The sequence below is a fragment of the Flavobacterium sp. ALD4 genome (assembly GCF_002836475.1).
Taxonomy (GTDB): Bacteria; Bacteroidota; Bacteroidia; order Flavobacteriales; family Flavobacteriaceae; genus Flavobacterium.
Genome location: NZ_PJBJ01000030.1, coordinates 770,866 through 796,820, shown reverse-complemented (window position 1 = coordinate 796,820; position 25,955 = coordinate 770,866). Strand labels below are relative to the sequence as shown.

The 25,955-nt window shown below is 35.8% G+C and carries 22 protein-coding genes and 1 pseudogene; 12 read left to right on the top strand and 11 right to left on the bottom strand.

The window, feature by feature from the left end; translation table 11 throughout:
- Positions 1 to 302: 302 nt before the first annotated feature.
- Genes CXF59_RS12195 through CXF59_RS12185 form a run of 3 tightly spaced genes read right to left on the bottom strand, consistent with a single transcriptional unit; the run spans position 303 to position 2,381 of the window.
- Positions 303 to 722: a SufE family protein gene (locus tag CXF59_RS12195; protein WP_101138032.1), complete on the bottom strand. Its 420-nt coding sequence runs from the start codon at positions 720 to 722 to the stop codon at positions 303 to 305.
- Entirely contained in the window at positions 712 to 1,155 is a 444-nt protein-coding gene (locus tag CXF59_RS12190) for a hypothetical protein (protein ID WP_101138031.1), read from the bottom strand. Before CXF59_RS12190 ends, CXF59_RS12195 begins: the two co-directional genes overlap by 11 nt.
- Positions 1,156 to 1,166: 11 nt before the next feature.
- A complete protein-coding gene (locus CXF59_RS12185) occupies positions 1,167 to 2,381 on the bottom strand; it encodes an aminotransferase class V-fold PLP-dependent enzyme (protein WP_101138030.1) in 1,215 nt (404 codons plus the stop codon).
- A 158-nt stretch (positions 2,382 to 2,539) separates the two neighbouring features.
- Here CXF59_RS12185 and CXF59_RS12180 point away from each other — a divergent pair, with 158 nt between their 5' ends.
- Complete coding sequence (locus CXF59_RS12180; RefSeq protein WP_101138029.1) at positions 2,540 to 3,886, top strand: serine hydrolase; 1,347 nt, start codon at positions 2,540 to 2,542, stop codon at positions 3,884 to 3,886.
- Between the two features lie 298 nt (positions 3,887 to 4,184).
- On the opposite strand, the gene sufD is transcribed toward CXF59_RS12180, so the two are convergent.
- The 4 genes from sufD to CXF59_RS12160 form a co-directional block, all read right to left on the bottom strand.
- Positions 4,185 to 5,501 (bottom strand): Fe-S cluster assembly protein SufD, encoded by a 1,317-nt coding sequence (gene sufD / locus CXF59_RS12175; RefSeq protein WP_101138028.1) that lies wholly within the window; start codon positions 5,499 to 5,501, stop codon positions 4,185 to 4,187.
- A gap of 72 nt (positions 5,502 to 5,573) precedes the next feature.
- Positions 5,574 to 6,326 carry a Fe-S cluster assembly ATPase SufC gene (sufC, locus tag CXF59_RS12170; protein WP_101138027.1) on the bottom strand — a complete coding sequence of 251 codons (753 nt, stop codon included), beginning with the start codon at positions 6,324 to 6,326 and terminating at the stop codon, positions 5,574 to 5,576.
- A 66-nt stretch (positions 6,327 to 6,392) separates the two neighbouring features.
- Positions 6,393 to 7,841, bottom strand: a complete 1,449-nt coding sequence (gene sufB, locus CXF59_RS12165) for a Fe-S cluster assembly protein SufB (protein WP_101138026.1) — start codon at positions 7,839 to 7,841, stop codon at positions 6,393 to 6,395.
- Positions 7,842 to 7,940: 99 nt separating this feature from the next.
- A complete protein-coding gene (locus tag CXF59_RS12160) occupies positions 7,941 to 8,270 on the bottom strand; it encodes an iron-sulfur cluster assembly accessory protein (protein ID WP_101138025.1) in 330 nt (109 codons plus the stop codon).
- Between the two features lie 172 nt (positions 8,271 to 8,442).
- On the opposite strand from CXF59_RS12160, the pseudogene CXF59_RS15455 reads away from it, so the two are divergent.
- From CXF59_RS15455 to CXF59_RS12110, 8 genes and pseudogenes are all read left to right on the top strand, one after another.
- Positions 8,443 to 9,063: pseudogene (locus CXF59_RS15455) on the top strand (DUF898 family protein).
- A gap of 67 nt (positions 9,064 to 9,130) precedes the next feature.
- Positions 9,131 to 9,316, top strand: a complete 186-nt coding sequence (locus CXF59_RS12145; protein ID WP_101138022.1) for a hypothetical protein — start codon at positions 9,131 to 9,133, stop codon at positions 9,314 to 9,316.
- Positions 9,317 to 9,879: 563 nt separating this feature from the next.
- Positions 9,880 to 10,740 carry an MBL fold metallo-hydrolase gene (locus CXF59_RS12135; RefSeq protein WP_101138020.1) on the top strand — a complete coding sequence of 287 codons (861 nt, stop codon included), beginning with the start codon at positions 9,880 to 9,882 and terminating at the stop codon, positions 10,738 to 10,740.
- 75 nt (positions 10,741 to 10,815) lie between these two features.
- Positions 10,816 to 12,441, top strand: a complete 1,626-nt coding sequence (locus CXF59_RS12130; RefSeq protein ID WP_101138019.1) for a S8 family peptidase — start codon at positions 10,816 to 10,818, stop codon at positions 12,439 to 12,441.
- Between the two features lie 61 nt (positions 12,442 to 12,502).
- Positions 12,503 to 14,374, top strand: a complete 1,872-nt coding sequence (locus CXF59_RS12125) for a M1 family metallopeptidase (protein WP_101138018.1) — start codon at positions 12,503 to 12,505, stop codon at positions 14,372 to 14,374.
- A 30-nt stretch (positions 14,375 to 14,404) separates the two neighbouring features.
- Complete coding sequence (locus CXF59_RS12120) at positions 14,405 to 14,803, top strand: hypothetical protein (protein ID WP_157824575.1); 399 nt, start codon at positions 14,405 to 14,407, stop codon at positions 14,801 to 14,803.
- Positions 14,804 to 14,919: 116 nt separating this feature from the next.
- Complete coding sequence (locus tag CXF59_RS12115) at positions 14,920 to 16,173, top strand: NAD(P)/FAD-dependent oxidoreductase (RefSeq protein ID WP_101138016.1); 1,254 nt, start codon at positions 14,920 to 14,922, stop codon at positions 16,171 to 16,173.
- Positions 16,174 to 16,323: 150 nt separating this feature from the next.
- Positions 16,324 to 16,791: a hypothetical protein gene (locus CXF59_RS12110; protein WP_101138015.1), complete on the top strand. Its 468-nt coding sequence runs from the start codon at positions 16,324 to 16,326 to the stop codon at positions 16,789 to 16,791.
- 186 nt (positions 16,792 to 16,977) lie between these two features.
- Here CXF59_RS12110 and CXF59_RS12105 read toward each other — a convergent pair whose 3' ends face one another.
- On the bottom strand, positions 16,978 to 17,916 hold the full coding sequence (locus CXF59_RS12105) for an L-threonine 3-dehydrogenase (protein ID WP_101138014.1): 939 nt from the start codon (positions 17,914 to 17,916) through the stop codon (positions 16,978 to 16,980).
- A 314-nt stretch (positions 17,917 to 18,230) separates the two neighbouring features.
- Between CXF59_RS12105 and CXF59_RS12100 the strand changes: the two genes are divergently transcribed.
- Both CXF59_RS12100 and mfd read left to right on the top strand, forming a co-directional pair.
- Complete coding sequence (locus CXF59_RS12100; RefSeq protein WP_101138013.1) at positions 18,231 to 18,842, top strand: hypothetical protein; 612 nt, start codon at positions 18,231 to 18,233, stop codon at positions 18,840 to 18,842.
- 46 nt (positions 18,843 to 18,888) lie between these two features.
- Entirely contained in the window at positions 18,889 to 22,209 is a 3,321-nt protein-coding gene (gene mfd, locus CXF59_RS12095) for a transcription-repair coupling factor (protein WP_369828579.1), read from the top strand.
- Between the two features lie 58 nt (positions 22,210 to 22,267).
- Here mfd and CXF59_RS12090 read toward each other — a convergent pair whose 3' ends face one another.
- The 3 genes from CXF59_RS12090 to CXF59_RS12080 all read right to left on the bottom strand — a co-directional run bounded on the left by CXF59_RS12090 (position 22,268) and on the right by CXF59_RS12080 (position 24,540).
- On the bottom strand, positions 22,268 to 22,924 hold the full coding sequence (locus tag CXF59_RS12090) for an aspartate kinase (RefSeq protein WP_101138011.1): 657 nt from the start codon (positions 22,922 to 22,924) through the stop codon (positions 22,268 to 22,270).
- 85 nt (positions 22,925 to 23,009) lie between these two features.
- Complete coding sequence (locus tag CXF59_RS12085) at positions 23,010 to 23,369, bottom strand: YraN family protein (protein ID WP_101138010.1); 360 nt, start codon at positions 23,367 to 23,369, stop codon at positions 23,010 to 23,012.
- A 169-nt stretch (positions 23,370 to 23,538) separates the two neighbouring features.
- Entirely contained in the window at positions 23,539 to 24,540 is a 1,002-nt protein-coding gene (locus tag CXF59_RS12080) for an LD-carboxypeptidase (RefSeq protein WP_232758847.1), read from the bottom strand.
- 166 nt (positions 24,541 to 24,706) lie between these two features.
- Between CXF59_RS12080 and CXF59_RS12075 the strand changes: the two genes are divergently transcribed.
- Positions 24,707 to 25,816 (top strand): endonuclease, encoded by a 1,110-nt coding sequence (locus tag CXF59_RS12075; RefSeq protein WP_101138009.1) that lies wholly within the window; start codon positions 24,707 to 24,709, stop codon positions 25,814 to 25,816.
- Positions 25,817 to 25,955 lie beyond the last annotated feature (139 nt).

The window sequence follows — 25,955 nt, the reverse complement described above, 5'->3', positions numbered from 1 at the left end:
GACAATATTATCTACAGCCTGTAGCTCTTAAATCATTCGATTTTTAGTAAAGAAATCACGTTTGACTCTAGCGACAGCTTATCGTAATCAAAAGATATAATCAATGCTGATTGAAAATAATCTATCTAAAAATACTATAGGCTTAACGTGTGTGTAGTTTAATAGCCGCGTCATCCACTTGATATTCTACATGTCACAATTTTTTTTGAAACCTTATTTGAAAGCAAATTATTCATTTAGCCTAAAAAGAGATTACACATAAATGTACTTATATTTAGCAAATGGTTGAAAAAAAGTATAATTTAGTTTTGTGATTCGAATGCCAAAGCATACATTTTGATGTTCTTAATCATGGATACTAGTCCGTTAGCGCGCGTTGGTGATAAATGTTCCTTTAAACCAATGGCGTCTATAAAACCCATATCAGCTTCTAGAATAGATTTAGGGGTTTGATTTGAAAAAGTACGAATCAAAATCGCGATAATGCCTTTCGTCAAAATCGCATCACTGTCTGCGGTGAAAACGATTTTTTGATCGTGTTTTTCGCCTTGCAACCATACTTTTGACTGGCAGCCTTTTATTACATTACTATCGGTTTTGAATTCGTCTTTGATCAATGGAAGGCTTTTGCCTAGCTGAATGATATATTCATAACGTTCCATCCAATCATCAAACATGGAGAATTCGTCTACTATTTCGTCTTGTATTTCTTTAATTTTCATCTTTTTGTTTTACAAATGAATTTATTTTATTTACTAATCTTGTAACTTCTTTTGGTGGAAAACCATGATCAAAACTAGGTGTTTCATAGGTTTTGCCTTTAAACGTGATTTTAAAATTAGCAATTGGCGCACCGTCATAAAAACGTTTTTCGGTGGGTGATTTCAGCGTTGGCAGGTTGTTCAATTCTATTTTCTTGAAACAAATCACTAACTCTTCCCAATCATCCGCAGCTATTTTCGTAGCCACGGCTTTGTCGTTTCCACTTCTATCGTTTGAAATTAAGACCATTTGGTCTTGAATAGATATTTTCTGGTAAAACCCTCTAGAAGTCGCCGTGTATTCAATAACGGCAGATTCTAGATCTTGCTTGTTTTGTCCTTCGCAGCTCTTTCCAAGAAGAAAAGTCAATAATAGTAAAGATAGTATTTTCATCGTTTAAATTGTTAAGACAACATGAGTGCTGCTCTTTTCACCGCTTCAACCATAACATCGATTTCTTCTTTGGTATTGTAAAAAGAAAAAGAAGCTCGTATTGTTCCCGGAATATCGAAAAAAGTCATAATCGGTTGCGCGCAATGATGCCCTGTTCTAACCGCTATTCCTAATTTGTCAATTATTGTGCCAATATCATATGGATGAATGCCTTCAATGTTAAATGAAATAACTGAGGTTTTCTCTTTTGCTGTACCAAAAATCTTCAACCCTTCAATTTCTAATAAGCGCTTGGTTCCATAGTCTAACAATTCAAGTTCTTGTTTTTGAATGTTTTCAAAGCCAACTTCGTTCATATAATCGACGGCAGTTCCTAAAACGATTCCACCAGCAACATTCGGCGTTCCTGCTTCAAATTTGTGAGGCAGTCCAGCATAAGTAGTTTTCTCAAAAGATACGTCTTTAATCATTTCGCCACCACCTTGGTAAGCAGGTAGCTTATTTAGCCAAGATTCTTTCCCGTACAAAATCCCTATACCCGTTGGGCCGCATATTTTATGTCCTGAAAAAACATAAAAATCACAATCTAACTCTTGCATATTGGGTTTTAAATGGGGAACAGCTTGTGCTCCATCGATTAAAACAGCTGCTGCATAGGTATGCGCTTGATCAATCATATACTTGATTGGGTTGATTGTACCTAGTGCATTTGAAATATGGATTATAGCAACAATTTTAGTTTTTTCTGAAAGTAACTTGTCGTATTCGGCCATGATCAGTTCCCCTTCTTGATTCATAGGAATGACTTTTAGTACCGCACCTGTTCTTTCACAAAGCATTTGCCAAGGCACAATATTACTATGGTGCTCCATTGCTGAAATTAATACTTCATCACCAGGTTTTAAAATAGAGGCAAATCCGTTTGCAACTAAATTAATTCCAAAAGTGGTTCCAGGAGTAAATAGCACTTCATGAGAAAATTTAGCATTGATGTGATTTTGAATTTTACCCCGCGAAATCTCATAAGCATCAGTAGCTAACTGGCTTAAAGTGTGCACGCCGCGATGAATATTGGCATTAATTTCTTGGTAGTATTTTGAAATAGCATCAATCACAATTTGTGGTTTCTGCGATGTGGCGCCGTTGTCGAAATAAACTAAAGGTTTTCCATTAACTTTTTGTGAAAGTATGGGAAAATCGGCTCTTATTTTTTGAATGTCTAGCATAATTATTTAGAATAATTGATAGTTACAAAAGTACTGAAATACAAATTGTTTTTAGGGTTAAATTGCTCTTTTTTATGTTTGTTTCCTATGCTTTCATAGAGATATCGTATAGTATCAAAAATGATATATTTTACTAAATTGCGTTAAAATTTTGTCTAATGAAAAAAATATTGAAACTCGTTGGTTTTGCCTCTTTTGTAGGTCTGTTTTATTACGGATTTATAACATATCCCAAATTGGATTTAATTTCGGGTTTCTCAGCTAAAAGTATTGCTTCAGGACATTTTATTGATAAGCGTGCAAAAGAAACAATTGAAAAAGGAGACAATGATATTGACTTAATAGATTTAGCTACAAATGTCATCGATGAAAAGGGACAATTTGCGACAGCTTCTGTCTATGGATTGAAAGAACGAAAAGCGATCTATCGGGAAGGTTTGGGAGCTATGTTGATAGATGCTGATTTTGATGAGACTACCCCGTACAACGTTCCTAAAAGAATTAAAATCATTTCAGGGTTAGCTTTTCCTTACGGGAATCAAGAATCTAAAGACACTGTTTTTAGTTCAGTTGATTATGCTAAATTGAATGCGGCAGTAGCCAATGCCTTTGATACTGGAGTAAAAAAGGACAAAAGAACCCGTTCTGTTATTGTCATACACAAGGACCGAATTATTGCTGAGAAATACGATATGGGTTTTAATAAAGACAGTAAAATTCTGGGTTGGTCGATGACCAAAAGCATTACGTCCACCATTTTTGGAATACTGGAAAAAAAGGGAAAATATGATATATACAAACCAGCTCCAATAGAGGAGTGGCAGCAAGATAAACGTAAAAATATTACCACAAACGATTTGCTTCATATGAATTCTGGATTGGAATGGGAAGAGAATTACAGTACGATTTGTGATGCTACAACGATGTTATTTCAGTCTCGGAATATGGGAAGGATACAATTAGAGAAGACAGCTGCTTTTGTACCTAACACCCATTGGAACTATTCCTCTGGGACGACTAACTTACTGTCCTATATTTTAAGAAGTCAGTTCGAAACACATCAGGAATATTTAGATTTTTGGTATGCGGAGTTGATTGATAAAATCGGGATGCACTCCATGGTAATTGAAGCGGATATGTCGGGTAATTACGTGGGCTCTTCTTACGGTTGGGCAACGACGCGTGATTGGTCAAAATTCGGATTATTGTACTTGCACAGAGGAAACTGGAATGGGGAGCAGATTCTAGAGGAGAGTTGGGTGAAATATGTCGCAACCCCCACCGCAACTTCAGAGGGTGCTTATGGGGCGCAGTTTTGGTTAAATGCGGGTGGTAAGTTTCCAGATGCGCCTCGGGATATGTTTTATTGTAGCGGTTTTCAAGGACAGATGGTAGCTATCATTCCATCATTGGACTTGGTTATCGTACGCATGGGCTTAAAAGAAGATCCCGATTTCGATTTTAATGGATTTTTGAAAGGAGTGATCGGTAGTTTGAAGAACTAAGGGGTTTAGCCGGAATGTTTTTCTTATTAAAATGAGGTCTAACCGCAAAGAGCACAAAGGAAAAGCGTTAAGTTCACAAAGCTTTTAATCCTTTGCGTAAAACCTTGCACCCCGATAATCAGGGGGATTGTGGTTCAGAATTTAATACAAATCCAATCCTATTTTAACTCCTTATTGGAACGCCATAATTATTTTTTAGACTGGATAGTCGGGAGCTGGAGATTGCTCTAAAATAAAAAAAACCCTTTCAAAGCTCAAAACTCTGAAAGGGTTAAATTATTCTAGGTCCTCAATTGTGTTACAAATCAAATCCAATTTTAACGCCTAATTTGTTAGCGATAATTTTGGTGATTCTTTGCTTCAGTTCAGGTATTTTGATACTTTCGATAATGGCATTCGAGAACGCGTACATTAATAAAGCTTTTGCTTCTTTTTCTGGAATTCCACGTTGACGCATATAGAACATAGCGCTTTCGTCTAATTGTCCAATAGTGCAACCGTGTGAGCATTTTACGTCATCCGCAAAAATCTCTAGTTGTGGCTTAGCGTTTATAGTCGCTTTATCACTCAACAAGATATTATTGTTTTTTTGGAATGCGTTTGTTTTTTGGGCCTCTTTTTCTACGTAAATTTTCCCGTTGAAAACACCGGTCGAACGGTCAGAAAAGATTCCTTTATAATCTTGATGACTTTCACAATTTGGAGTAGCATGCTGCACCAAAGTGTAATGGTCTACGTGCTGCTTCTCTCCAATAATTGTAATTCCATTCAAGTAACTTACTATTCTTTCTCCAAAATGGTAGAAATTCAAGTTGTTTCTGGTTAGGTTTCCTCCAAAAGAAAAAGTATTCACTGCAACGCTGCTTTCTTGCTTTTGAGACACATAGGTGTTGTCAATCAAATTTGCAGTCAGCTTGTCATTTTGAATCTTATAGTAATCTACAATAGCTCGTTTTTGAGCAAAAATTTCGGTTACTGAATTAGTCAATACCGGATTCTCATTTAAGCTTTGGTGGCGTTCAATAATTTGAACATGTGAATTCTCTCCTACAATTACCAAATTCCTTGGCTGTACCATTAGTGCTGCTTCGCTTCCAGTTGAGAAATACATGATTTCGATAGGTTTGTCAGCGACTTTGCTTTTTGGTATGTTGACATAGACCCCTTCGATGGCAAAAGCCGTATTCAACGAAGTTAAACTTTCTTCCTTGTTGGCAATTTGATTGTAGTAGTTATCAATAATCATTTTGTACTTGGGTTTATTCAACGCCGAAGACATTAAACAAACATCTATTCCTTCGTGCGTTGTCGAAGACAAGTACGAACTGAAAACACCGTCAACAAAGACGACTTTGTAGGTGTCTACTTCATGTAAAAAATATTTTCTTACTTGGCTAAACTCAACAGAGCTTTCATGTTTTGGAAAAACAGTAAAGTCATTTTTTAAGAGTGCATTTAGCGAAGTGTATTTCCAGGCTTCGTCTTTTTTTGTTGGGAATCCCTTATTTTCAAAGTTTTTTATGGCTGCGGTGCGTACATCATAAAGTTCTGAATGAACATCGATTCGCTCTTCAAAAGCCATAAAAGACGATAGTAATTTTTCTTTTAAATCCATTTTGTTTAGTTATGAGTTGTGAGCTATGAGTTATAAGTTTTGAAAACGGATAACTGAAAACTGTTAACTAATTTATGCTTCTTGTTCTAATTTGATCCAGTCGTATCCTTTTTCTTCTAGTTCATGCGCCAATTCTTTACCGCCTGTTTTTACGATTTTTCCATCGTAAAGTACGTGTACAAAATCAGGAACGATATGATCTAGTAATCTTTGGTAGTGCGTGATAACAATGATGGCGTTTTTATTGCTTTTTAGTTTGTTTACTCCATTAGAAACAATTCTAAGTGCATCAATATCTAAACCAGAATCAGTTTCGTCAAGAATTGCCAATTTTGGATCTAACATAGCCATTTGGAAAATTTCATTACGTTTCTTCTCTCCACCTGAAAAACCTTCGTTTAGGGAGCGAGACAAAAACTTTCTGTCGATTTCTAGTAATTCTGATTTTTCACGGATCACTTTTAACATTTCGTTCGCTGGCATGTCTTCTTCACCGTTTGCTTTGCGAGTTTCGTTAATCGCAGATCTGATGAAATTGGTAACTGAAACTCCAGGGATTTCTACCGGATATTGAAACGAAAGGAAAACTCCTTTATGTGCTCTCTCTTCAGGAGCTAATTCACGAAGGTCTTCTCCTTCTAAAATGATTTCACCTTCGGTTACTTCATAGGTTTCGTTTCCAGCAATGATTGACGCAAGCGTACTTTTTCCGGCACCGTTAGGTCCCATTATTGCATGAATTTCTCCTGCTTTTACTTCTAGATTGATTCCTTTTAATATTTCCTTACCTCCAACTGAGGCGTGTAGATTTTTTATGCTTAACATTAGTTTTTTAGTTTAAACCCTTTAAGGTATTAAGATTCATTTGATTCTCTTTTTGTAGTAGGAAAATTATCCTACTGAACCTTCAAGAGATATTTCCAATAGTTTCTGCGCTTCCACAGCAAACTCCATCGGTAACTTATTCAGTACATCTTTACTGAAACCATTTACGATTAAAGCGATTGCTTTCTCAGTTGGAATTCCACGTTGATTGCAATAGAAAACCTGATCTTCACCAATTTTACTCGTTGTAGCCTCATGTTCAATTTTTGCAGATGGATTTTTGCTTTCGATGTAAGGGAAAGTATGTGCTCCACAGTTATTACCCATTAATAAGGAGTCGCATTGCGAAAAGTTTCTCGCGTTATCTGCATTTGGTGAAATTCTCACTAAACCACGATAACTATTTTGAGACTGTCCAGCAGAAATTCCTTTAGAGATAATAGTTGATGTGGTATTTTTACCTAAATGAGTCATTTTCGTTCCGGTGTCAGCCTGTTGAAAATTATTGGTAACAGCAATCGAGTAAAATTCTCCAACTGAATTGTCTCCTTTAAGTATAACAGATGGATACTTCCAAGTTACGGCAGAACCGGTTTCTACTTGCGTCCATGAGATTTTTGCATTTTTCTCACAGATTCCTCTTTTTGTTACAAAATTGAAAACTCCACCTTTACCTTCTTTGTTTCCTGGATACCAGTTTTGTACAGTCGAATATTTGATTTCGGCATCGTCTAAGGCGACTAATTCCACTACTGCGGCATGCAGTTGGTTCTCGTCACGACTCGGTGCGGTGCAACCTTCAAGATAACTTACGTAACTTCCTTCATCTGCAATTAGTAAGGTTCTCTCAAACTGTCCTGTTCCCGCTTGGTTGATTCTAAAATAAGTAGAAAGTTCCATTGGACAACGAACACCTTTTGGAATATAACAGAACGATCCGTCAGAGAAAACAGCTGAGTTCAATGCGGCATAAAAGTTGTCTTTCTGTGGAATGACTGTTCCTAAATATTTACGAACTAATTCTGGATGTTCTTTAATAGCTTCAGAAATACTCATAAAGATTATTCCTTTTTCACCTAACGACTTTTTGAAGGTCGTTGCGACTGAAACGGAATCGACTACGATATCCATAGCTACGTTATTCATCATCTTTTGCTCATCAACAGAGATGCCTAACTTTTTATACATTTCTAAAAGCTCTGGATCGACATCGTCTAATGTTTTATTCGGGTCTACCGCTTTTGGTGCTGAATAATAGGAGATCGCCTGAAAGTCTGGTTTTGCATAATGAACATTAGCCCATTCTGGCTCTGTCATTTCCTGCCAAGCACGAAAAGACTCGATACGCCAGTCAGTCATCCATTGTGGTTCCTCTTTTCTCAACGAAATAGCACGAACAATATCTTCGTTCAAGCCAATAGGAAAAGTGTCCGCTTCTAATTCGGTATAAAAACCGTACTTATATTCTTTAGTTTCGAGTTCGATTTTTAAATCGTCTTCTGTATATTTTGGCATATTTTTAAATTGAAAAACTTAACGATTCAAAAATTGAAAAATTAAATTTTATTATTTTATCTAAATAGAAATTAAATCGTGGATTCAAAATTGTTAATTTTAAAGAGAGAAACTCTCTCCACATCCGCAAGTTCTATTTGCATTTGGGTTGTTGAAAATAAATCCCTTTCCGTTTATTCCGCCAGAGAACTCTAATATTGTTCCGGCTAAATAAAGGAAAGATTTTTTCTCCACTGCAATTGTTATTTCATTGTCTATGAATATTTTATCGTCTTCGCTCTTGGCTTTGTCAAATTTTAAATCATAAGACAGACCGGAACAGCCACCACTTTTCACACCTACTCTAACGTAGTCTTTAGTAGCGTCAAAACCGTCCTCTTTCATCAAATCGATGATTTTCTTTTTGGCAGTATCTGAAACCTGTATCATTGTTATATTGATTTTGTCTAAATTAACGACAAAGATAGTGTTTAAAAACCTTTTTCCATACCTGATAACATTTATATAACAAATGGCAAAATAGAAATTATTGATTTAGATGGTTGAATTAAAAAAATAAATTATATTCCTAAAATATTAACAAGAATTAACGTTATCGCAAATGGAAAAACAATTGTCAAAGGCTAAAAGCCATACGCTGGGATTTCAAGGAAATGGAGGTGACTTTTTTGGAGTGATCACTGTCAATTGGCTTTTAACAATTAGCACTTTAGGTTTTTATTACCCTTGGGCAAAAGCAAGAAGATTGCAATATCATTACGGAGAAACGTCGCTAGAAGGAGGTGAATTTGCATTTAATGGCACTGGAAAATAAATGTTTAAAGGTTTTTTTTAAGTCATTTTATTATTTGTTCTGCTGAGTATATTGGCTTACGTGATTGTTGATTTATCCGAAACAAGAATACTTGTGCCTATTTTATTTTATGCGGGGATTTTTACCATATTACCTTTGGCAATTCACGGTTCTTACCGCTATAGAATGTCAAGAATTTCTTGGAGAGGGATTCGTTTTGGTTATAGGGGGGATAGAAACGAATTGATTCAAAATTTCTTCAAGTGGATTTTCTTTACAATTATTACCATCGGAAATTATGGTCCTTGGATGACAATTAATTTACGTAAATATTTATTAGGTAATGTTAGATTTGTGATGCTGTTTTTACTGTCCTATTATGGTTTTCATAGTATTGTCTTACTCGTAAGTAATTCCGTGGATAGTTGAAAAATCAGTAGTGTTGATTCCAGAAGAGTAAGACAATAAATTATGGGAAACCTTTATCGAGTAAAACATGTTTTTTAGCTCAGATGACTCGGCTAAAACGAACACTTTAAATTTATTTGCTAAGGAGCTAAAATTACGCAATACTAAAAAGCTGCATTTTAAAATGGATGATTCTGATATCGCAGATGCGTTTGTGCTTCCTGACGCAAATGTTGTTATTTATTCAGGTGTTATTGAGTCTATGAAAAATTAGGATGAGTTAGTGGGATCGCTGGGTCATGAAGTGACTCACGTAAACCAGAGGCATGGGATAAAAAATATTATGTAGAAACTGGTAGGGATATTTATTTGTTTTGGCAATTTTAGGCGAGGCTAATGGTATCATGGCAATAATGGGGACTACTGTTAATAGTTTGCAGTCACTTTCTTTTTCAAAAGAATTTGAAAAAAAATACAGATTTAGAAGGTTTTGCCATTTTAAATAAAAACCAAATCAACCTATGGGAATGTCTAATCTATTAAAGCGTTTACAGGATAAGACGTTTATTTCAATTCCCGAATTCTTAAGTTCACATCCTGTCAGTGGAGAAAGAATTGATTATATTAATCAGATGGTTGAGGACAAGTCTTATCCGTATAAAGAAAACCCAAAATTAAAAAGCTTGTTCTTAGAAATTAAACAGTAGTTTTCATAAATTGCGATCTCTTTATGAAAAAGACGAAGATTCAAAGAGAGGTCTCTTATTTGTTAAATGGTAAGACAATCTAAATGGAATTTTTTACTTTTTCATTCTTTTGAATTGAAAAATTAAAAAAATGAAACTGTATCCTATAGAAACCGGGAATTTTAAATTAGATGGTGGCGCAATGTTCGGAGTTGTACCAAAAACCATTTGGAGCCGCACCAATCCTGCCGATGCCAATAATTTAATTGATATTGCTGCAAGATGTCTACTCATTGAAGATGGCAACCGTTTGATATTGATTGATACCGGAATGGGAAACAAGCAATCAGAGAAGTTTTTTGGGTACTATTCGCTTTGGGGGTCACACTCCATGGATAAATCGCTGGCTAAACATGGTTTTGACCGCGATGACATTACCGATGTTTTTATGACGCATTTGCATTTTGACCATTGTGGTGGAAGTGTACAATGGAACAAGGACAAAACAGGCTACGAACCTGCTTTCAAAAACGCCAAGTTTTGGAGTAATGAAAGTCATTGGGAATGGGCAACAAAACCCAATCAGAGAGAAAAGGCTTCTTTTTTGTCGGAAAATATTTTGCCGATGCAAGAAAGCGGGCAGCTTAATTTTATCAAAAGGCCCGAAGGGGACTTTCTGGAGCAATCAGAACTGGGGTTTGGGATTTTCTTTGCTGATGGCCACACCGACAAGCAGATGATTCCCCATATTCAATACAAAGGCAAAACGATTGTTTTTATGGCAGATTTATTGGCAACAGCCGGACATATACCTATTCCGTATGTAATGGGGTATGATACAAGACCGTTGTTGACTATGCCGGAGAAGACTAAATTCCTGACTACCGCAGCCGACAATGATTACTATTTGTTCCTGGAACACGATGCGCACAACGAGATAGTTACCGTGCAACATACCGAAAAAGGCGTGCGATTGAAGGAAGTTTTTAAAGCGGACGAAATCTTAAGATAGTGTTAATCGTTTTTATAATGTAACAAAATCAAGTATTTTAGACCAAAATTTACAATTTAATAAATAAAATAATAAATGAATAGCATTAAACCCATTTGCCTTTCTGCCTTTGCCTTTTTGGTTTTGGCTGGATGTGGAGCTCAAAAACAAGTTTCAAGTTTTAGTTCGGTAGCCTTAATAAGCGCCCCTTTAAATATTAAAAAAGTAGCCCCTTTAAAAGAAAATGAATTACAACGTTGGAGTCATTTGGACATCGTAAATGATACGATTCCAGGAATGAGTGTTGACAGAGCGTATTCAGAACTTCTGAAAGATAAAAAGGGAGTAAAAGTAATAGTTGGAATTGTAGATTCAGGTGTTGATATCGAACATGAAGATTTAAAATCGGTAATTTGGACCAACTCAAAAGAAATTGCGGGTAATGGTATAGATGATGACAATAACGGTTATGTTGATGATATTCACGGTTGGAACTTTCTTGGCGATATCACTAAAGAGAATTTGGAATACGAAAGAATTATTAAAGATAAAACCTTAGTAGATGCGGTAACGTATAAGGAAGCTAAGAAAATCAATGATGACAAAATAGCTCAAGCCAAAGCAGGAAAAACTCGTTTAGAGGGACTGTTAACTTTAACGGCGAGTGCAGATCAAGTTATAGAAAAGCATTTATCCAAGCGTGTATATACTGTTGATGAAGTAAATGCAATTGATTCCAAAGACAGCGCAATTTTAGAAAGCAAAGCAACAATGCAAAGAATGCTATCTTATGGCATGAGTGTTGTTGATTTAGAGAAAGCAATTCAAGGAGATATTGATGGAATGACGACTATTCTTAATGGAGATAATCTAAAGCAAGATTACAGAAAAGTAGTGGGTGATAATCCAAACGATATCACCGACACAAAATACGGAAACAACAATGTGATGGGTCCAGACAAAGAAGAAATTCTTCACGGAACGCACGTTGCAGGAATCGTTGCTCAGGTTAGAAATAACAGTATTGGAGGAGACGGAATTGCAAACAATGTTGAAATTTTGACCGTTCGTGCTGTGCCAGACGGAGATGAATATGATAAAGATATCGCACTTGGAATTCGCTATGCAGTTGATAACGGTGCAAAAGTAATCAACGGTAGTTTTGGGAAAAGCTTTTCTCCGCACAAGAAATGGGTATATGATGCTATCAAATATGCAGAGAAGAAAGACGTGTTGATAGTACACGCTGCGGGAAATGATGGAAAAGATATTGATAGTAATGAAAACTTCCCTAACGATTCTGATGATAAAAAAACAGAATATGCAGACAATATGTTAACTATTGGTGCTTTGAATTTTGAGTATGGTGATAAAGTCGTGGCGCGTTTCTCTAACATTGGGAAAGTGAACGTTGATGTTTTTGCACCTGGCGTAAAAATTTATGCAACAACACCAAATGATACTTTCAAATATTTACAAGGAACTTCAATGGCTTCTCCAAACGTTGCTGGAGTTGCTGCTATAATTCGTTCTTACTATCCAAAATTAACAGCATCGCAAGTAAAACATATTTTGATGGATTCAGGTGTATCAATTACTGAAAATGTCGTGGTGGCAGGAAATCCAAAAGACAGCCGTTCTTTTACTGCTTTGTCTAAATCAGGAAAAATAGTAAATGCATACAACGCATTGTTAATGGCAGATAAAATGTCAAGAAAATAAATAGTATAGTTACAAATCCAATGGAAGGACAACAGTCCTTCCATTTTTTTATTTAAATACCATGAAAAAAATTATTTTATTAGCGATTGTCACACTTAATTTTAGTTCACTTGTCGCGCAAAGCTCCACATACTGGCAGCAACACGTTGACTACAAGATGGATGTCACGATGGATGTGAAAAACTACCAATACAAAGGAAAGCAGCAATTAGTCTATAGTAACAATTCATCTGATACCTTAAAAAAGGTATATTATCATTTGTTTAATAATGCATTTCAGCCCGGAAGCGAGATGGATGCGAGACTACACAGCATCAAAGATCCTGACGGGAGAATGGTAAACAAAGTAAAAGTAGACGGTAAAGAAGTTAAGGTTAGTCGTATCGAAGGCTTAAAACCAGATGAAATTGGGTATTTAAAGATTTCGAACTTTAAGCAAGACGGCGTTACTGCTGAAGCAAAAACAGTAGGGACAATACTTGAAGTTACTTTGGCACAACCAATATTACCTAATACTAAAACTACTTTTACTTTAGATTTTGATGGACAGGTTCCTGTACAAATTCGTCGTTCTGGAAGAAATAATTCAGAAGGAGTTGAATTGTCAATGACGCAATGGTATCCTAAAATGGCTGAATTTGATTTTGAGGGTTGGCATGCGGATCCTTATATCGCTAGAGAATTTCACGGTGTGTGGGGAGATTTTGATGTAAATATCACGATCGCCAAAGAATATACTTTGGGAGGTTCGGGTTATTTAGAAAATCAAAACGAAATTGGACACGGATACGAAGACGCCGGTGTTAACGTAAACTATCCTAAGAAAATGAAAATGTTGACTTGGCATTTTGTAGCGCCAATGGTTCATGATTTTGCTTGGGCTGCCGACAAAAATTACATGCACGATATCGTAAAAGGACCAAACGATGTTGACTTACACTTCCTCTATAAAAACTATCCGAAAACTATTGAAAATTGGAAGAAATTAGAGCCGATGATGGTTAATGTGATGGATTTTTTCAATAAAAATATTGGGAATTACCCGTACAAACAATATTCATTTATTCAAGGTGGAGATGGAGGAATGGAATATGCGATGAGTACCTTAATGTTAGGAAACGGTACACTCGAAGGGATTTATGGAACAGCTACACATGAGTTGGGGCATTCTTGGTTCCAACACGTTTTGGCTTCCAATGAATCAAAACACCCTTGGATGGATGAGGGATTTACAACCTATGTTTCAGATTTAGCAGAAAATGAATTTGCAACTAAAAAAGTGGCAAACCCCTTAGAAGGAAATTATAGAGCGTATTATAGTTTAGTGAATTCTGGGAAAGAGCAACCACAAACTACCCATGGAGACCGTTATGACGAAAACAGACCATACAGTATTTCTTCTTATGTAAAAGGGAGTATATTTTTGTCACAATTAAATTACGTGATTGGAAAAGATAAATTGGCCGAAACCATCAAAAGGTATTTCCATGATTTCAAGTTCAAACATCCTACGCCAAATGACATTAAAAGATCAGCAGAGCGCGTTTCTGGAGCTAATCTGGATTGGTATTTAGTGGACTGGACTCAGACTTTGAACACGATTGATTACGGTATCAAAATCGTAACTGAGAACGGTGAAAAAACTACAGTTAGTTTAGAACGAATTGGTCTAATGCCTATGCCTATTGACTTATTAGTAGAGTATACTGACGGAACTATGGAAAGCTTTTACATTCCGTTGCGCCAGATGCATTACGAAAAAGAGAATCCAATGCCTGCGGTAAAAAGAACGGTTTTAAGCGATTGGACTTGGGCAGCTTCTAACTATGATTTTACTATTGGGAAATCAAAGAGTACGATCAAGAAAATCACTATCGATCCAAGCGGATTAATGGCTGATGTAAAACAAGATAACAATGTTTATAAACAATAAAAATGTGGCACTATCTTTAAGTCTTGATTCATGAATATTAATTATAACAAATCTAACAAATCTATTGAGATTAAGGACGCTCTAAAAAATCATCTCTTTTTAATCAACTTACTGATGGTTTTAAACCTGGTGAATGCGATTCTAAATTTATCAGATGTAAAAGCAAGCTTTGGCTTCATAAAAATAATATGGCTGATATTAGGAACTATTTCGATTGTAATACTTTATAACTCCATTTTTAAAAAAACAGGAATGGAGAAAATACCAGTCGACCAAATAAAAGGGTTGAATCAGCGGGTTTTTTTAGGAAGAAAAAAATATTTCATAGAATTAAAGAACGGAAAAACCCGTGATTTATTAGAAGTAAAATCAGAATCAGAATTTGCCAAATTGCGTACCATGTTTACAAAAAATGGAATTCTAGAATAAAAGCAAAAGGTCGCTAAATTTATATTTCGCGACCTTTTTTGTGTTTAGGAAAAGGAGAGTATTGTGTTCGACGAAAGGAAACACTAAATTTGTAGTAAACGATTTTATAAAAAGACATGAAACCAAGTATAACGATTATTGGCGCAGGAATTTCGGGACTTTCAGTAGGGTTACATTTGCATCGCGAGGGCTTTTCTGTGAAAATCATAGAATCCAGTGACAGAGCAGGTGGACGCATAAAGACAGATATCGTTGACGGATTCAGGCTTGATCGCGGTTTTCAAGTTTTACTGACTTCTTATCCAGAAGCGAAAATGCTTTTGGATTATGAGGCATTACAACTTAAGACTTTTTTGCCCGGAGCTACTGTACTTTATGATGGAGGTCAATTTGAGATAGCCGACCCGTTTAGAAGACCGTCGGCCTTACTTGCTACGGTTTTTGCACCAGTGGGATCTTTGAAAGACAAAATTAATACTTTCGTATTGAAGCAAAAATTAATCAGGAAATCGATTAAGGGCATCTTTTTGCAAGAGCAAAAGTCAAGTTTGGAGCAATTGAAAAGTTACGGATTCAGCTCGAAAATGATTGATCGTTTTTTCAAACCCTTTTTCTCAGGAATTTTTCTCGAAAATAAGTTAGAAACTCCCAACAGGATGTTTGATTTTGTTATGAAAATGTTTTCAGAAGGTGACGCCGCACTTCCCGCATTAGGGATGGAAGAAATCCCAAAACAACTGGCTAGTCAATTGCCTGCAGATACTTTTTTATACAATACAAAAGTCGTCGACATTCGTGAAAACAGTATTTTCACCAGCACGGGTGCTGAAATAAAATCGGATATTATTATTCTTGCCACTGAGGCAAACGAACTTGTTTCGAAATTAAAAAGTAATGTTGAAACCCAATATCGTTCTGTTACTAATGTTTACTTTCAAACTACGATTGCACCTTCAAACAAAGCAGTTGTAATTTTAAACGCCTCTGAAAAGGAAAAAGTGGTAAACAACTTGACTGTCATGACAAACGTCAGTTCAGCCTATGCTCCCGCGGGGAAAGTTTTAATTTCGGTATCCTGTAATGGGATCTTAGATTTTGAGGGCGAGGAATTAGCCGAAAAAATTAAAGAGGAACTAGAGCCTTGGTTCGGGAAACAAGTAGAAGATTGGTCGCATTTAAAGACCTATAAAGTTAAATACGCATTGCCAAACCTCACTGTTCTTAAAGATGATTTGACAGTTACTGATATGAAAATCAACGACAATCTATATTGCTGTGGCGACCATTTGTTAAACGGTTCCATAAACGCTGCTATGAAATCAGGTCGTTTGCTGGCTGACTTGATCATTTTAGAGTGTAATAAAAAGTAAACGGGCGATTAGTATCACTGCGGTAGTATTTGGGCAATATCTCTTAAGCTATTTGATTACTCCTATACACTGTAGCTGCTGAGCTAAGGTTTTCTGACTTTTTATTCAGTACCTAAGAAAAGCCCAATAAAAAATAATAATTTTTATTGTTTGATAGTAGCTTTAGTTGAGCCAAAAACAAGATTAACTACTAACAAAAAAATCATAAAAAATAGCACAAAAATTATTTTAGCTAAAATTGTATTTTTGCTTACCTCGGTAATTGTACTTTTTTTCACAATAATAGATATATTCAATCAACAATCTACTAAGGACAGAATTGTTGGTTCATGGTTCTCGGATGTTGACTCTAATAGTATTTGGATCTTTTCGTTAGATGGTAATTGCAAAAGATACTATGCAGAGAAACTTTTGAACACATCTGATTTTACCATCACAAACACGTCTTGTAAAAATAAAATTGATTCGAAAGATGAGTACTTAAAGTTGATAAAAAGTACAGGAAAAAATATATTGCGATGCATAAATGGTATTACTCAAGATGGTAATGATATATATTTATCAATAGAGTTTAATGGAAACCTTTCGCCAATGCTATTTAAGAAACAAGGAGTATGATGCATTATCGATTTATATAATAATATACTAATGTTCCTTCCTCATACATTTTCTTCGGTAATGATTCTTTACCACTAATTATAAACATTGGTAATATAACTGATAAATGTTTTGTGGCTTAATTGTTCTCAAATCAAAAAAGTCTAGTTTTCAAGCTAGACTTTTTTGTATTCTTATTTTTTTGGATTATTTCAAATGTTCCAGCATATCCGTTGTCATAGTTTCTAGATCATATTTATGTTTCCAGTTCCAATCCGTTCTAGCGTCATTGTCGTCTATACTCGCAGGCCAGCTGTCGGCGATTTTTTGACGAAAGTCCGGTTCGTAGCTAATCGTAAATTCAGGAATGTGTTTTTTGATCTCCGCTGCGATTTCTGTTGGCGTAAAGCTCATTGCGGCCAGGTTATACGAAGAACGGATTTTAATATGTTCTGCTGGCGCTTGCATAATTTGGATTGTTGCGGCAATGGCATCATCCATATACATCATTGGCATTTTAGTTTCTGAAGATAAAAAGCACTCGTATTTTTTATCGGCTAATGCTTTATGAAAAATATCTACAGCATAATCCGTAGTTCCACCACCAGGAGGTGAGGAATAACTGATTAATCCGGGGTAACGGATGCTTCTTACATCCACACCAAAGATATTATGGTAGTATTCACACCATCTTTCACCGGATTGTTTGCTGATTCCGTATACCGTAGACGGCTCCATGATGGTATATTGAGGCGTATTTTCTTTTGGTGTTGTTGGACCAAAAACAGCAATACTTGATGGCCAGAATATTTTTTTTATTTTTTTGGCTTTAGCCAAATTCAAAACGTGAAATAAAGAATTCATATTTAAATCCCAGGCGAAAGCAGGGTTTTTTTCTGCTGTTGCTGACAGTAATGCTGCCATCAAATAGATTTCATCGATTTTATGAACTTCCACAAGGTGCTCAATCTGATTGAAATCTAATGCGTTTATTACTTCAAATTTACCTGAATTAACAACGTCGTTATTTAGTTTTCGAATATCAGAAGCGATAACATTATCAGCTCCGTATATTTTTCTAAGAGAATGTGTTAACTCGGTACCTATTTGTCCACAAGCGCCTATAATTAATATTTTCGTACTCATATTGATTATTTTTTGAGCGGTAAAGGTAACGTTTTCGCAAATATTTTTGCCGAGTTCTTTCGGGATTATAAATCCGTTATAAAAACACCTGAAATGATACTTTTCTGTTCCTTATTTTAGCGTTTTTGATGCTATAAACGTAGTGTTTGGCATTGAATGGGAATTTACATATTCGAATCTGTAATTATAAATTTACTTTGTAACTTTGTACTTTGTTGTAATCGCAATAAAATGAGCGTAAAAGAAGTTTGACGGCGAGACAAAAGTGGCTTTGCTAATGACAAAGGGCTCTAAAAACAATAGACAGCATTCCTATGAAATATAAAATAATACCCTTTCTTTTTCTGATTATTAGCCTTACTTCTTGTAAAGATGATAACCAAAAAAGGATAGCAGAAAATGAAAAAGACGCCAAAAAAAAGGAGGTCGTTTTTTCTAACATAAAAAAAGGTTGGGATTTTTATGATACACCCATAAATACCACTGCAGAAGAAAGTGTTGCTACCTGGAATGAGCTTCGTCTGTTTTTGACTGAACTGGCTCAAAAACCGAAAAGGACTATTGGAGCATTTCAACAAAAAGCGACAGCCATCTCTAAAAAAGCAATGGCATTGAATGAGAATGTGCCGATTCAATTTAATAAACCACAAATTAAAAGTAGAATCTCAACACTAATCACTAAAGTACGATTGCTAGACCTGTACATTCATTTGGATGTTATTTCAGATAAAAAGGTGGTTCATTTGATTGCCGAAATCAACAATGAGCTAGCTTCGTTACAGAGGCAGATGGATAAAATCGTTGAGAAAAGTAAAATTCCCGCAGAAGAAGGGGAATCTGAATTAATGAAAATGATGGATGACTCACGAGCCATTCCAAATAATAATCAAACTATGATTGATCCAAATATCCCAAGAGTTGAGTAAAGCTGCCCTATATAATATCTTCGATAATTCCCCTAAAGTTCAAAAAATTATTGACCGTTTACAGGAAAATAATCAAACTAAATTGCATCTCGATGGCTTGCTGGGATCAGCAGTGTCTTTTGTAATACGTGCGCTATTCAAAAAAGCAGACGCTCCGTTCCTGATCATTTTAAATAATAAAGAAGAAGCGGCCTATTACTTGAATGATCTCGAACAAATGATTGGTGACAAGGATGTCCTATTTTATCCAGGCTCTTATCGTCGTCCGTACCAAATTGAAGATACGGATAATGCCAATGTTTTGCTTCGTGCCGAAGTGCTTAACAGAATCAATTCCCGCAAGAAACCGGCTGTAATCGTAACCTATCCCGAAGCACTATTTGAAAAAGTAGTTACCCGTAGAGATTTGGAAAAAAACACTTTAAAAGTGTCTGTAGGTGATAAGATATCGATTGATTTCATCAATGAGGTTTTATTCGAATATGAATTCAAAAGAGTCGATTTCATTACAGAACCGGGAGAGTTTTCTGTTCGTGGAGGTATCGTCGATGTGTTTTCTTTTTCGAATGATAACCCATACCGAATTGAGTTTTTTGGGGACGAGGTAGAGAGCATCCGTAGTTTTGATGTAGCGACGCAATTGTCCTTAGAGAAGCAAAAGAAAATCACGATAATTCCGAATGTGGAGAACAAAGTTTTTCAGGAAAACAGAGAAAGTTTTTTAGATTATATTTCGGAAAAAACGGTGCTATTTATCCAAAATTCAGAAGATTTATTTTCACAATTGGATAAGCAGTTTGACCGAGCGGAAGAAGCTTTTGAAAAATTATCGAAAGACATCAAACATGCCACGCCAGATCAATTATTTTTAAACCAAAAGAGTTTTATAAAAAGAGCCTTAGATTTTTCGATAGTGGAACTGAGTGTTAAACCGATTTTTAGAATCGCCCATAAATTTGAATTCTACATTCAGCCACAACCGTCTTTCAACAAGCAATTTGATCTGTTACTTAACAATTTGAGTGAAAACCAATTTAACGGGTATAAAAACTATTTGTTTTGTTCTAATGAGGCACAGGCCAAACGTTTTCATGATATTTTTGAAAGTTTAGACGAAACAAATGCCGAGAACGTGCGTAAACAATACAATACTATTGTTTTGCCTTTGTACCAAGGTTTTATTGACGAAGAAAACCAAATTACCTGCTACACGGATCACCAGATTTTTGAACGCTATCATAAATTCAACATTAAAAGCAGCTATTCGAAAAAACAAAATATCACCTTAAAAGAATTGACAACGCTGTCCGTTGGGGATTATGTAACACACATCGATCATGGAATTGGACGCTTTGGAGGTTTGCAAAAAATACAGGTCGAGAACAAAACACAGGAAGCTATAAAACTGGTTTATGCGGATAATGATATTGTGTACGTTAGTATTCATTCGCTGCACAAAATTTCAAAATATACAGGTAAAGACGGGACACCGCCTAAAATTTATAAATTAGGCTCGAATGCCTGGAAAGTTTTAAAACAAAAAACAAAGGCAAGAGTAAAAAACATTGCGTTCAATTTAATTCAGCTGTATGCTAAAAGGCGATTAGATAAAGGGTTTCAGTTTTCGCCTGACAGTTATTTGCAAAACGAATTAGAAAGTTCTTTTATTTATGAGGATACACCAGATCAAACTAAATCAACGCAGGAAGTAAAAGCTGATATGGAAAGCGACCGTCCCATGGATCGATTGGTTTGTGGTGATGTAGGCTTTGGTAAAACGGAAGTTGCCATTCGGGCTGCTTTTAAAGCTGTGGATAACGGTAAGCAGGTTGCTATTCTAGTTCCTACAACTATTCTAGCTTATCAGCATTACCGTACTTTTACGGAGCGATTAAAAGACATGCCAGTTACCATTGGATATTTAAACCGATTTAGAACTGCCAAACAAAAAGCAGAAACTATAAAAGATTTAGCAGAGGGAAGACTAGATATCGTTATTGGAACTCATCAATTGGTCAATAAAAATGTAGTTTTTAAAGACCTAGGTTTGCTGATTGTTGATGAAGAGCAGAAGTTTGGGGTTAATGTCAAAGACAAATTAAAAACTATTGCCGCTAACGTCGATACGTTGACATTGACCGCCACGCCAATACCTAGAACTTTGCAGTTCTCTTTGATGGCGGCACGTGACTTATCGATCATTACGACTCCGCCGCCCAACCGGTATCCTATTGATACCAATGTAGTCGGTTTTAGCGAAGAGTTGATTCGGGATGCTATTTCATATGAGATTCAACGTAACGGGCAGGTATTTTTTATTAATAATAGAATCGAAAACATAAAAGAAGTCGCAGGAATGATTCAGCGTTTGGTACCTAATGCTAGAGTTGGAATAGGACACGGTCAGATGGAAGGGAAGAAACTGGAAGAATTGATGTTGGCTTTTATGAACGGAGAATTTGATGTTTTGGTGGCTACTACCATTATTGAAAGCGGCTTAGATGTTCCCAATGCCAATACGATTTTCATCAATAATGCCAATAATTTTGGTTTGTCTGACTTGCATCAGATGCGCGGTCGTGTGGGACGAAGCAACAAGAAGGCTTTTTGTTATTTTATCTGTCCGCCGTATTCAGCGATGACGGATGATGCTAGAAAGAGAATTCAGGCATTGGAACAATTCAGCGACTTAGGAAGCGGTTTTAATATCGCTATGAAAGATCTGGAAATTCGTGGTGCGGGAGATTTATTGGGAGGCGAGCAAAGTGGTTTTATCAACGAAATAGGTTTTGATACCTATCAGAAAATCATGAACGAAGCCATTGAAGAGCTTAAGGAAAACGAGTTCAAGGACTTGTATCCTACAGAGAATAATTTAGAAACGAAGGAGTACGTAAAAGACCTGCAAATCGAAACTGATTTTGAATTGTTGTTCTCTGATGAATACATCAATAACATTAGTGAACGATTGAGTTTGTATAGCGAATTAGGGACTATAAAAAATGAAGAAGAGTTGAAGCTTTTCCAAATAAAATTGATTGATCGTTTTGGGCCTATGCCACCAAGAGCGATTGCTTTAATGAATAGTATTCGTATCAAGTGGATTGCTACTCAAGTAGGAATCGAGAAACTAGTGCTAAAGCAAGGTAAAATGATCGGTTATTTTGTGTCAGATCAACAATCTGATTATTATCAGTCGAAGCGCTTTACGTCAGTAATGAATTTTGTTCAAAAACAAAGTTCAATCTGTAAGATTAAAGAAAAAGAAACCAAGACAGGGTTGAAGTTGTTGTTGACTTTTGACAATGTTAAATCGACGAGAAGAGCATTGGAGTTGATGAAATTGTTGGGAGATAATGAAGCATAAAAAAAGCTTCCACCTTTTGAAAGAGGGAAGCTTCCGCTATAAATTCTAAGTCTTTGTTTTAGTTTTTCAAATCTTTGATCACTTTAAAAGCAACGTCTACCTGTTCTTCACTTACTAAAATAGTAAACTCATTAGAAGTCGAGATTACTTCATTGATGATGATTCCTTCCCAGGCCAAACGCTGAAAGATGAAATAATAAATACCGGGAACGACAATATTTTCTTTAGGTAATTTAACGGTGATTGATGCCAGATTGTCCAGTTTTTGAATCAATTTTTCACTTACAAAATGCTTGTCAACCAAGTGATTTACACTATTGCTTACGACAAGGTTGATTTCATTTACCCCTCTAGATGAGGTATAAAACACATCAGGTAAAGCATTGATGTCAGATATTAATTCTGCTTGTTTGTTCAAAACCGTTTCAGAAACGGAGAACGTATAATCAGTCAAAGCAGAACGTACGGTGATTTCACCTATGTTTTTTATTACTTTATTGATTTTGTGGTTTAATCTAAAATCTAGTTCTTCAGTTAGTCTCTTTAATGACATTACAACCGCCCCTTGCTTTACTTCTTTGCCAAACTCACTTTCTAATTCTGACATTATATTTCTGGACAATGAAGTCAGATTAATGATTCCAAGAGATAGTGCGTTTAAAAGAAAAGGCTTTGTTTTGATATAATTTTCAACAATTGAAGAGACAGTTTTCATAATCTAATATTTTTTATGTGTCAAAACACAGTGCAAATATAAATAAAAAACATTTTGTTACAAATACAACATCAAGAAAATACAATTAAAAATGATAAAAGGCATCTATAAGATGTTCAATAACAAAAGATTTACCTTCCTTATGGATGGCAATGATATCAAAACGGACTTCAACGGCCAGATCTTTTTCATTGACATAGGCGTCAACCGCTTTTACGAGTAGCTGAATTTTTTTGGGTTTCACAAAATCCTGCGGCAAACCAAATTCCAATGAGGATCGGGTTTTCACTTCAACGATAGCGAGGGTGTTTTCTTTTTTGGCAATGATATCAATTTCTGCTTTTTGAAAAGTCCAATTGGTATTTAAAATAGTATAACCGTCTTTCCTAAGGAATTCGACCGCCATTTCCTCTCCCAGCTTACCTAATTCATTATGTTCTGCCATTTCTTTAGTTTACAGTATTCAGTGCCCAAACTTCCACAATCAAAAATCGTTAATCAAAATTCAAAAACAGTATTCATTTAGTAGCATACACATTCAAAGTCTACTTCCATTAAGTCGCCCCTTCCTCCTGATAGCTATCGGGAGGAAGGGGGCCGGAAGGAGGATTATTCTAGTCAAATATTAAAACACTCTTTTTGGCACTGACATCAAGATGAACCATGCTTCCCATAACCAGCGCTCTGTTGTCGCGGATGTGTCCAGCCGGAAAATTGTAGACAACGGGAATGTTGTATTGCTTAGTGACATCTTCTATTATTTGAAGGGCATTTTTTCCCCATGGAATATCATTGTCCCTCATTTTGTACATGGAGCCCACAACAATTCCTTTTATACTTTCCAAGCAACCATTGCGTTTTAGATTCATCATCATGCGATCGATATGATACAGGTATTCATCTAAATCTTCTATAAACAAGATTTTATCGGTACAATCAAGAGCTGAGTTAGAACCTAATAAACTGTATAAGATTGATAAATTCCCACCTACTAATTCGCCTGAAGCGGTCCCAAACCGATTCATGGCGTTAGGTTCGATTTCGTAACGTATGGGATTGCCAAATAAAGCCAGTTTCAGACTTTCAATTGCCTCCGTAGTGGCTCTCGGATAAGTGATAGGCATAATTCCATGAATGGTTTTATACCCCATGGTATTTAAATGATTATGTAAAACAGTAATATCGCTAAAACCAACAATCCATTTTGGACTTTGCTTAAATTTGGTAAAATCCAGTAAATCAATAATTCGAACCGTCCCATAACCGCCTTTTACACACCAAATCGCTTTAATGTTTGGATTGTCTAATTGCTTCTGAAAATCGGCTGCTCTTTGCGCATCAGTGCCAGCCAATTGATTATCATCCAACCCGATTGTGTTGCCGATGACCACTTCCAGTCCCCAACGGTGTAATAAATCTATGGCAGGTTGCAAGTTGTTGTCAATATTTTTTCTGGCTGTTGCCAAAATTGCAATGGTATCTCCTTTTTGTAAAATAGGTGGTGTTGTCATTAGTGTATTGGCTTGACTGTTGAAAGAGTGTAAAACAAAAAATAAAAGTAAGGCTTTATAAAAACCAAAACTACTATTTATAGACCAAAATCGGGTAGTGTGCATATTTTTGTTTTTCTGGGATATTTAAAATAATGCAAGTCAGTAAAATTGACTTAAAATCAAAGATACTGAATTTCAAAAATAATTCGCGTTTTGTTCTGAAAATGAAGTATTTTTACTTCAAGAGTTATCAGTGCAGAGGTTATAATTAATTTTTTACAAATCAAACATGAGAGTTGCACGATTGATTTTAGTGTTGTTTTTTATTGTACCGGTAGTAAATGGATTTGGGCAGCAAAAAAAATACGCGATCCATACCGTTGCATTCTACAATTTTGAAAATCTTTTTGACACCATCAATGATCCCGCTACAAATGATGATGAGTGGACGCCACAAGGAGCCCAACATTGGACTTCCAGGAAGTACAATCAAAAACTACAGAATCTTTCCCGTGTTTTGCTCGAAATAGGCTCTTCAGAAAACGCAAATTCCCCTACATTTATTGGCTGTTCTGAAATAGAGAACAGAGGCGTTCTGGAAGATTTAATCAAGGAGTCAAATTTCCTTAATAAACAGTATGGAATAATCCATTTTGATTCCCCAGACAAGAGAGGGATTGACGTGGCGTTATTGTATCAAAAACAATATTTCCGACCAACGACTTATACCAATATTCCATTAATAGTATACCGTAAGGAAGTGTTAAAAAAACTGGGTTCCAAATTAGAAGCAGAAGAAAAAACGGACGATACTTTACAAATAAGCAATTTTAATAATCGTGTCTTTACGAGAGATCAGCTATTAGTGACCGGATTTCTGGACGGGGAAGAAATTAATATTATTATTAATCATTGGCCGTCACGATCAGGAGGGGAGAAAAAATCAAGTCCTTTTAGAGAAGCAGCAGGGGAATTAAATAGAAAAATAATAGATTCTTTGCAGCGGATAAACCCAAATGCAAAAGTATTAACCATGGGAGACTTAAATGACGGGCCTTACAATAAAAGTGTCAAAATAGCACTTGGCGCCAAAGCCAGTAAAGCGGATGTGCTCCCATTAGGGGTTTACAATCCTTTTGAGGAAATGGCCAAAAAAGGTTTGGGGACTATAGCGTACCGAGATTCATGGGATATCTTTGACCAAATCATGGTTTCCCAGTCGCTGATTCAGCAAGATTTCTCTTCTTTCAACTATTGGAAAGCAGGGATATATAACAAGGCTTTTTTGATACAAACTTCTGGTCAATATAAAGGATACCCTAAACGACATTCTCCGAGTGAAGTTGGTTACAGTGATCATTTTCCAGTTTATATTTATCTGATAAAAGAGGTTAAGTAAGAAGTCAGTTAGGTATGGATTTTATTGAGCTAAAACGAATTTTAGTAATGTAGTTTTCGTTCTGCGTCCCGGCGGTTGCTACATTAATTGCACATGGTACTAGTTTATTATTTTAAATATTTTTCCGCTTGGGACTTTT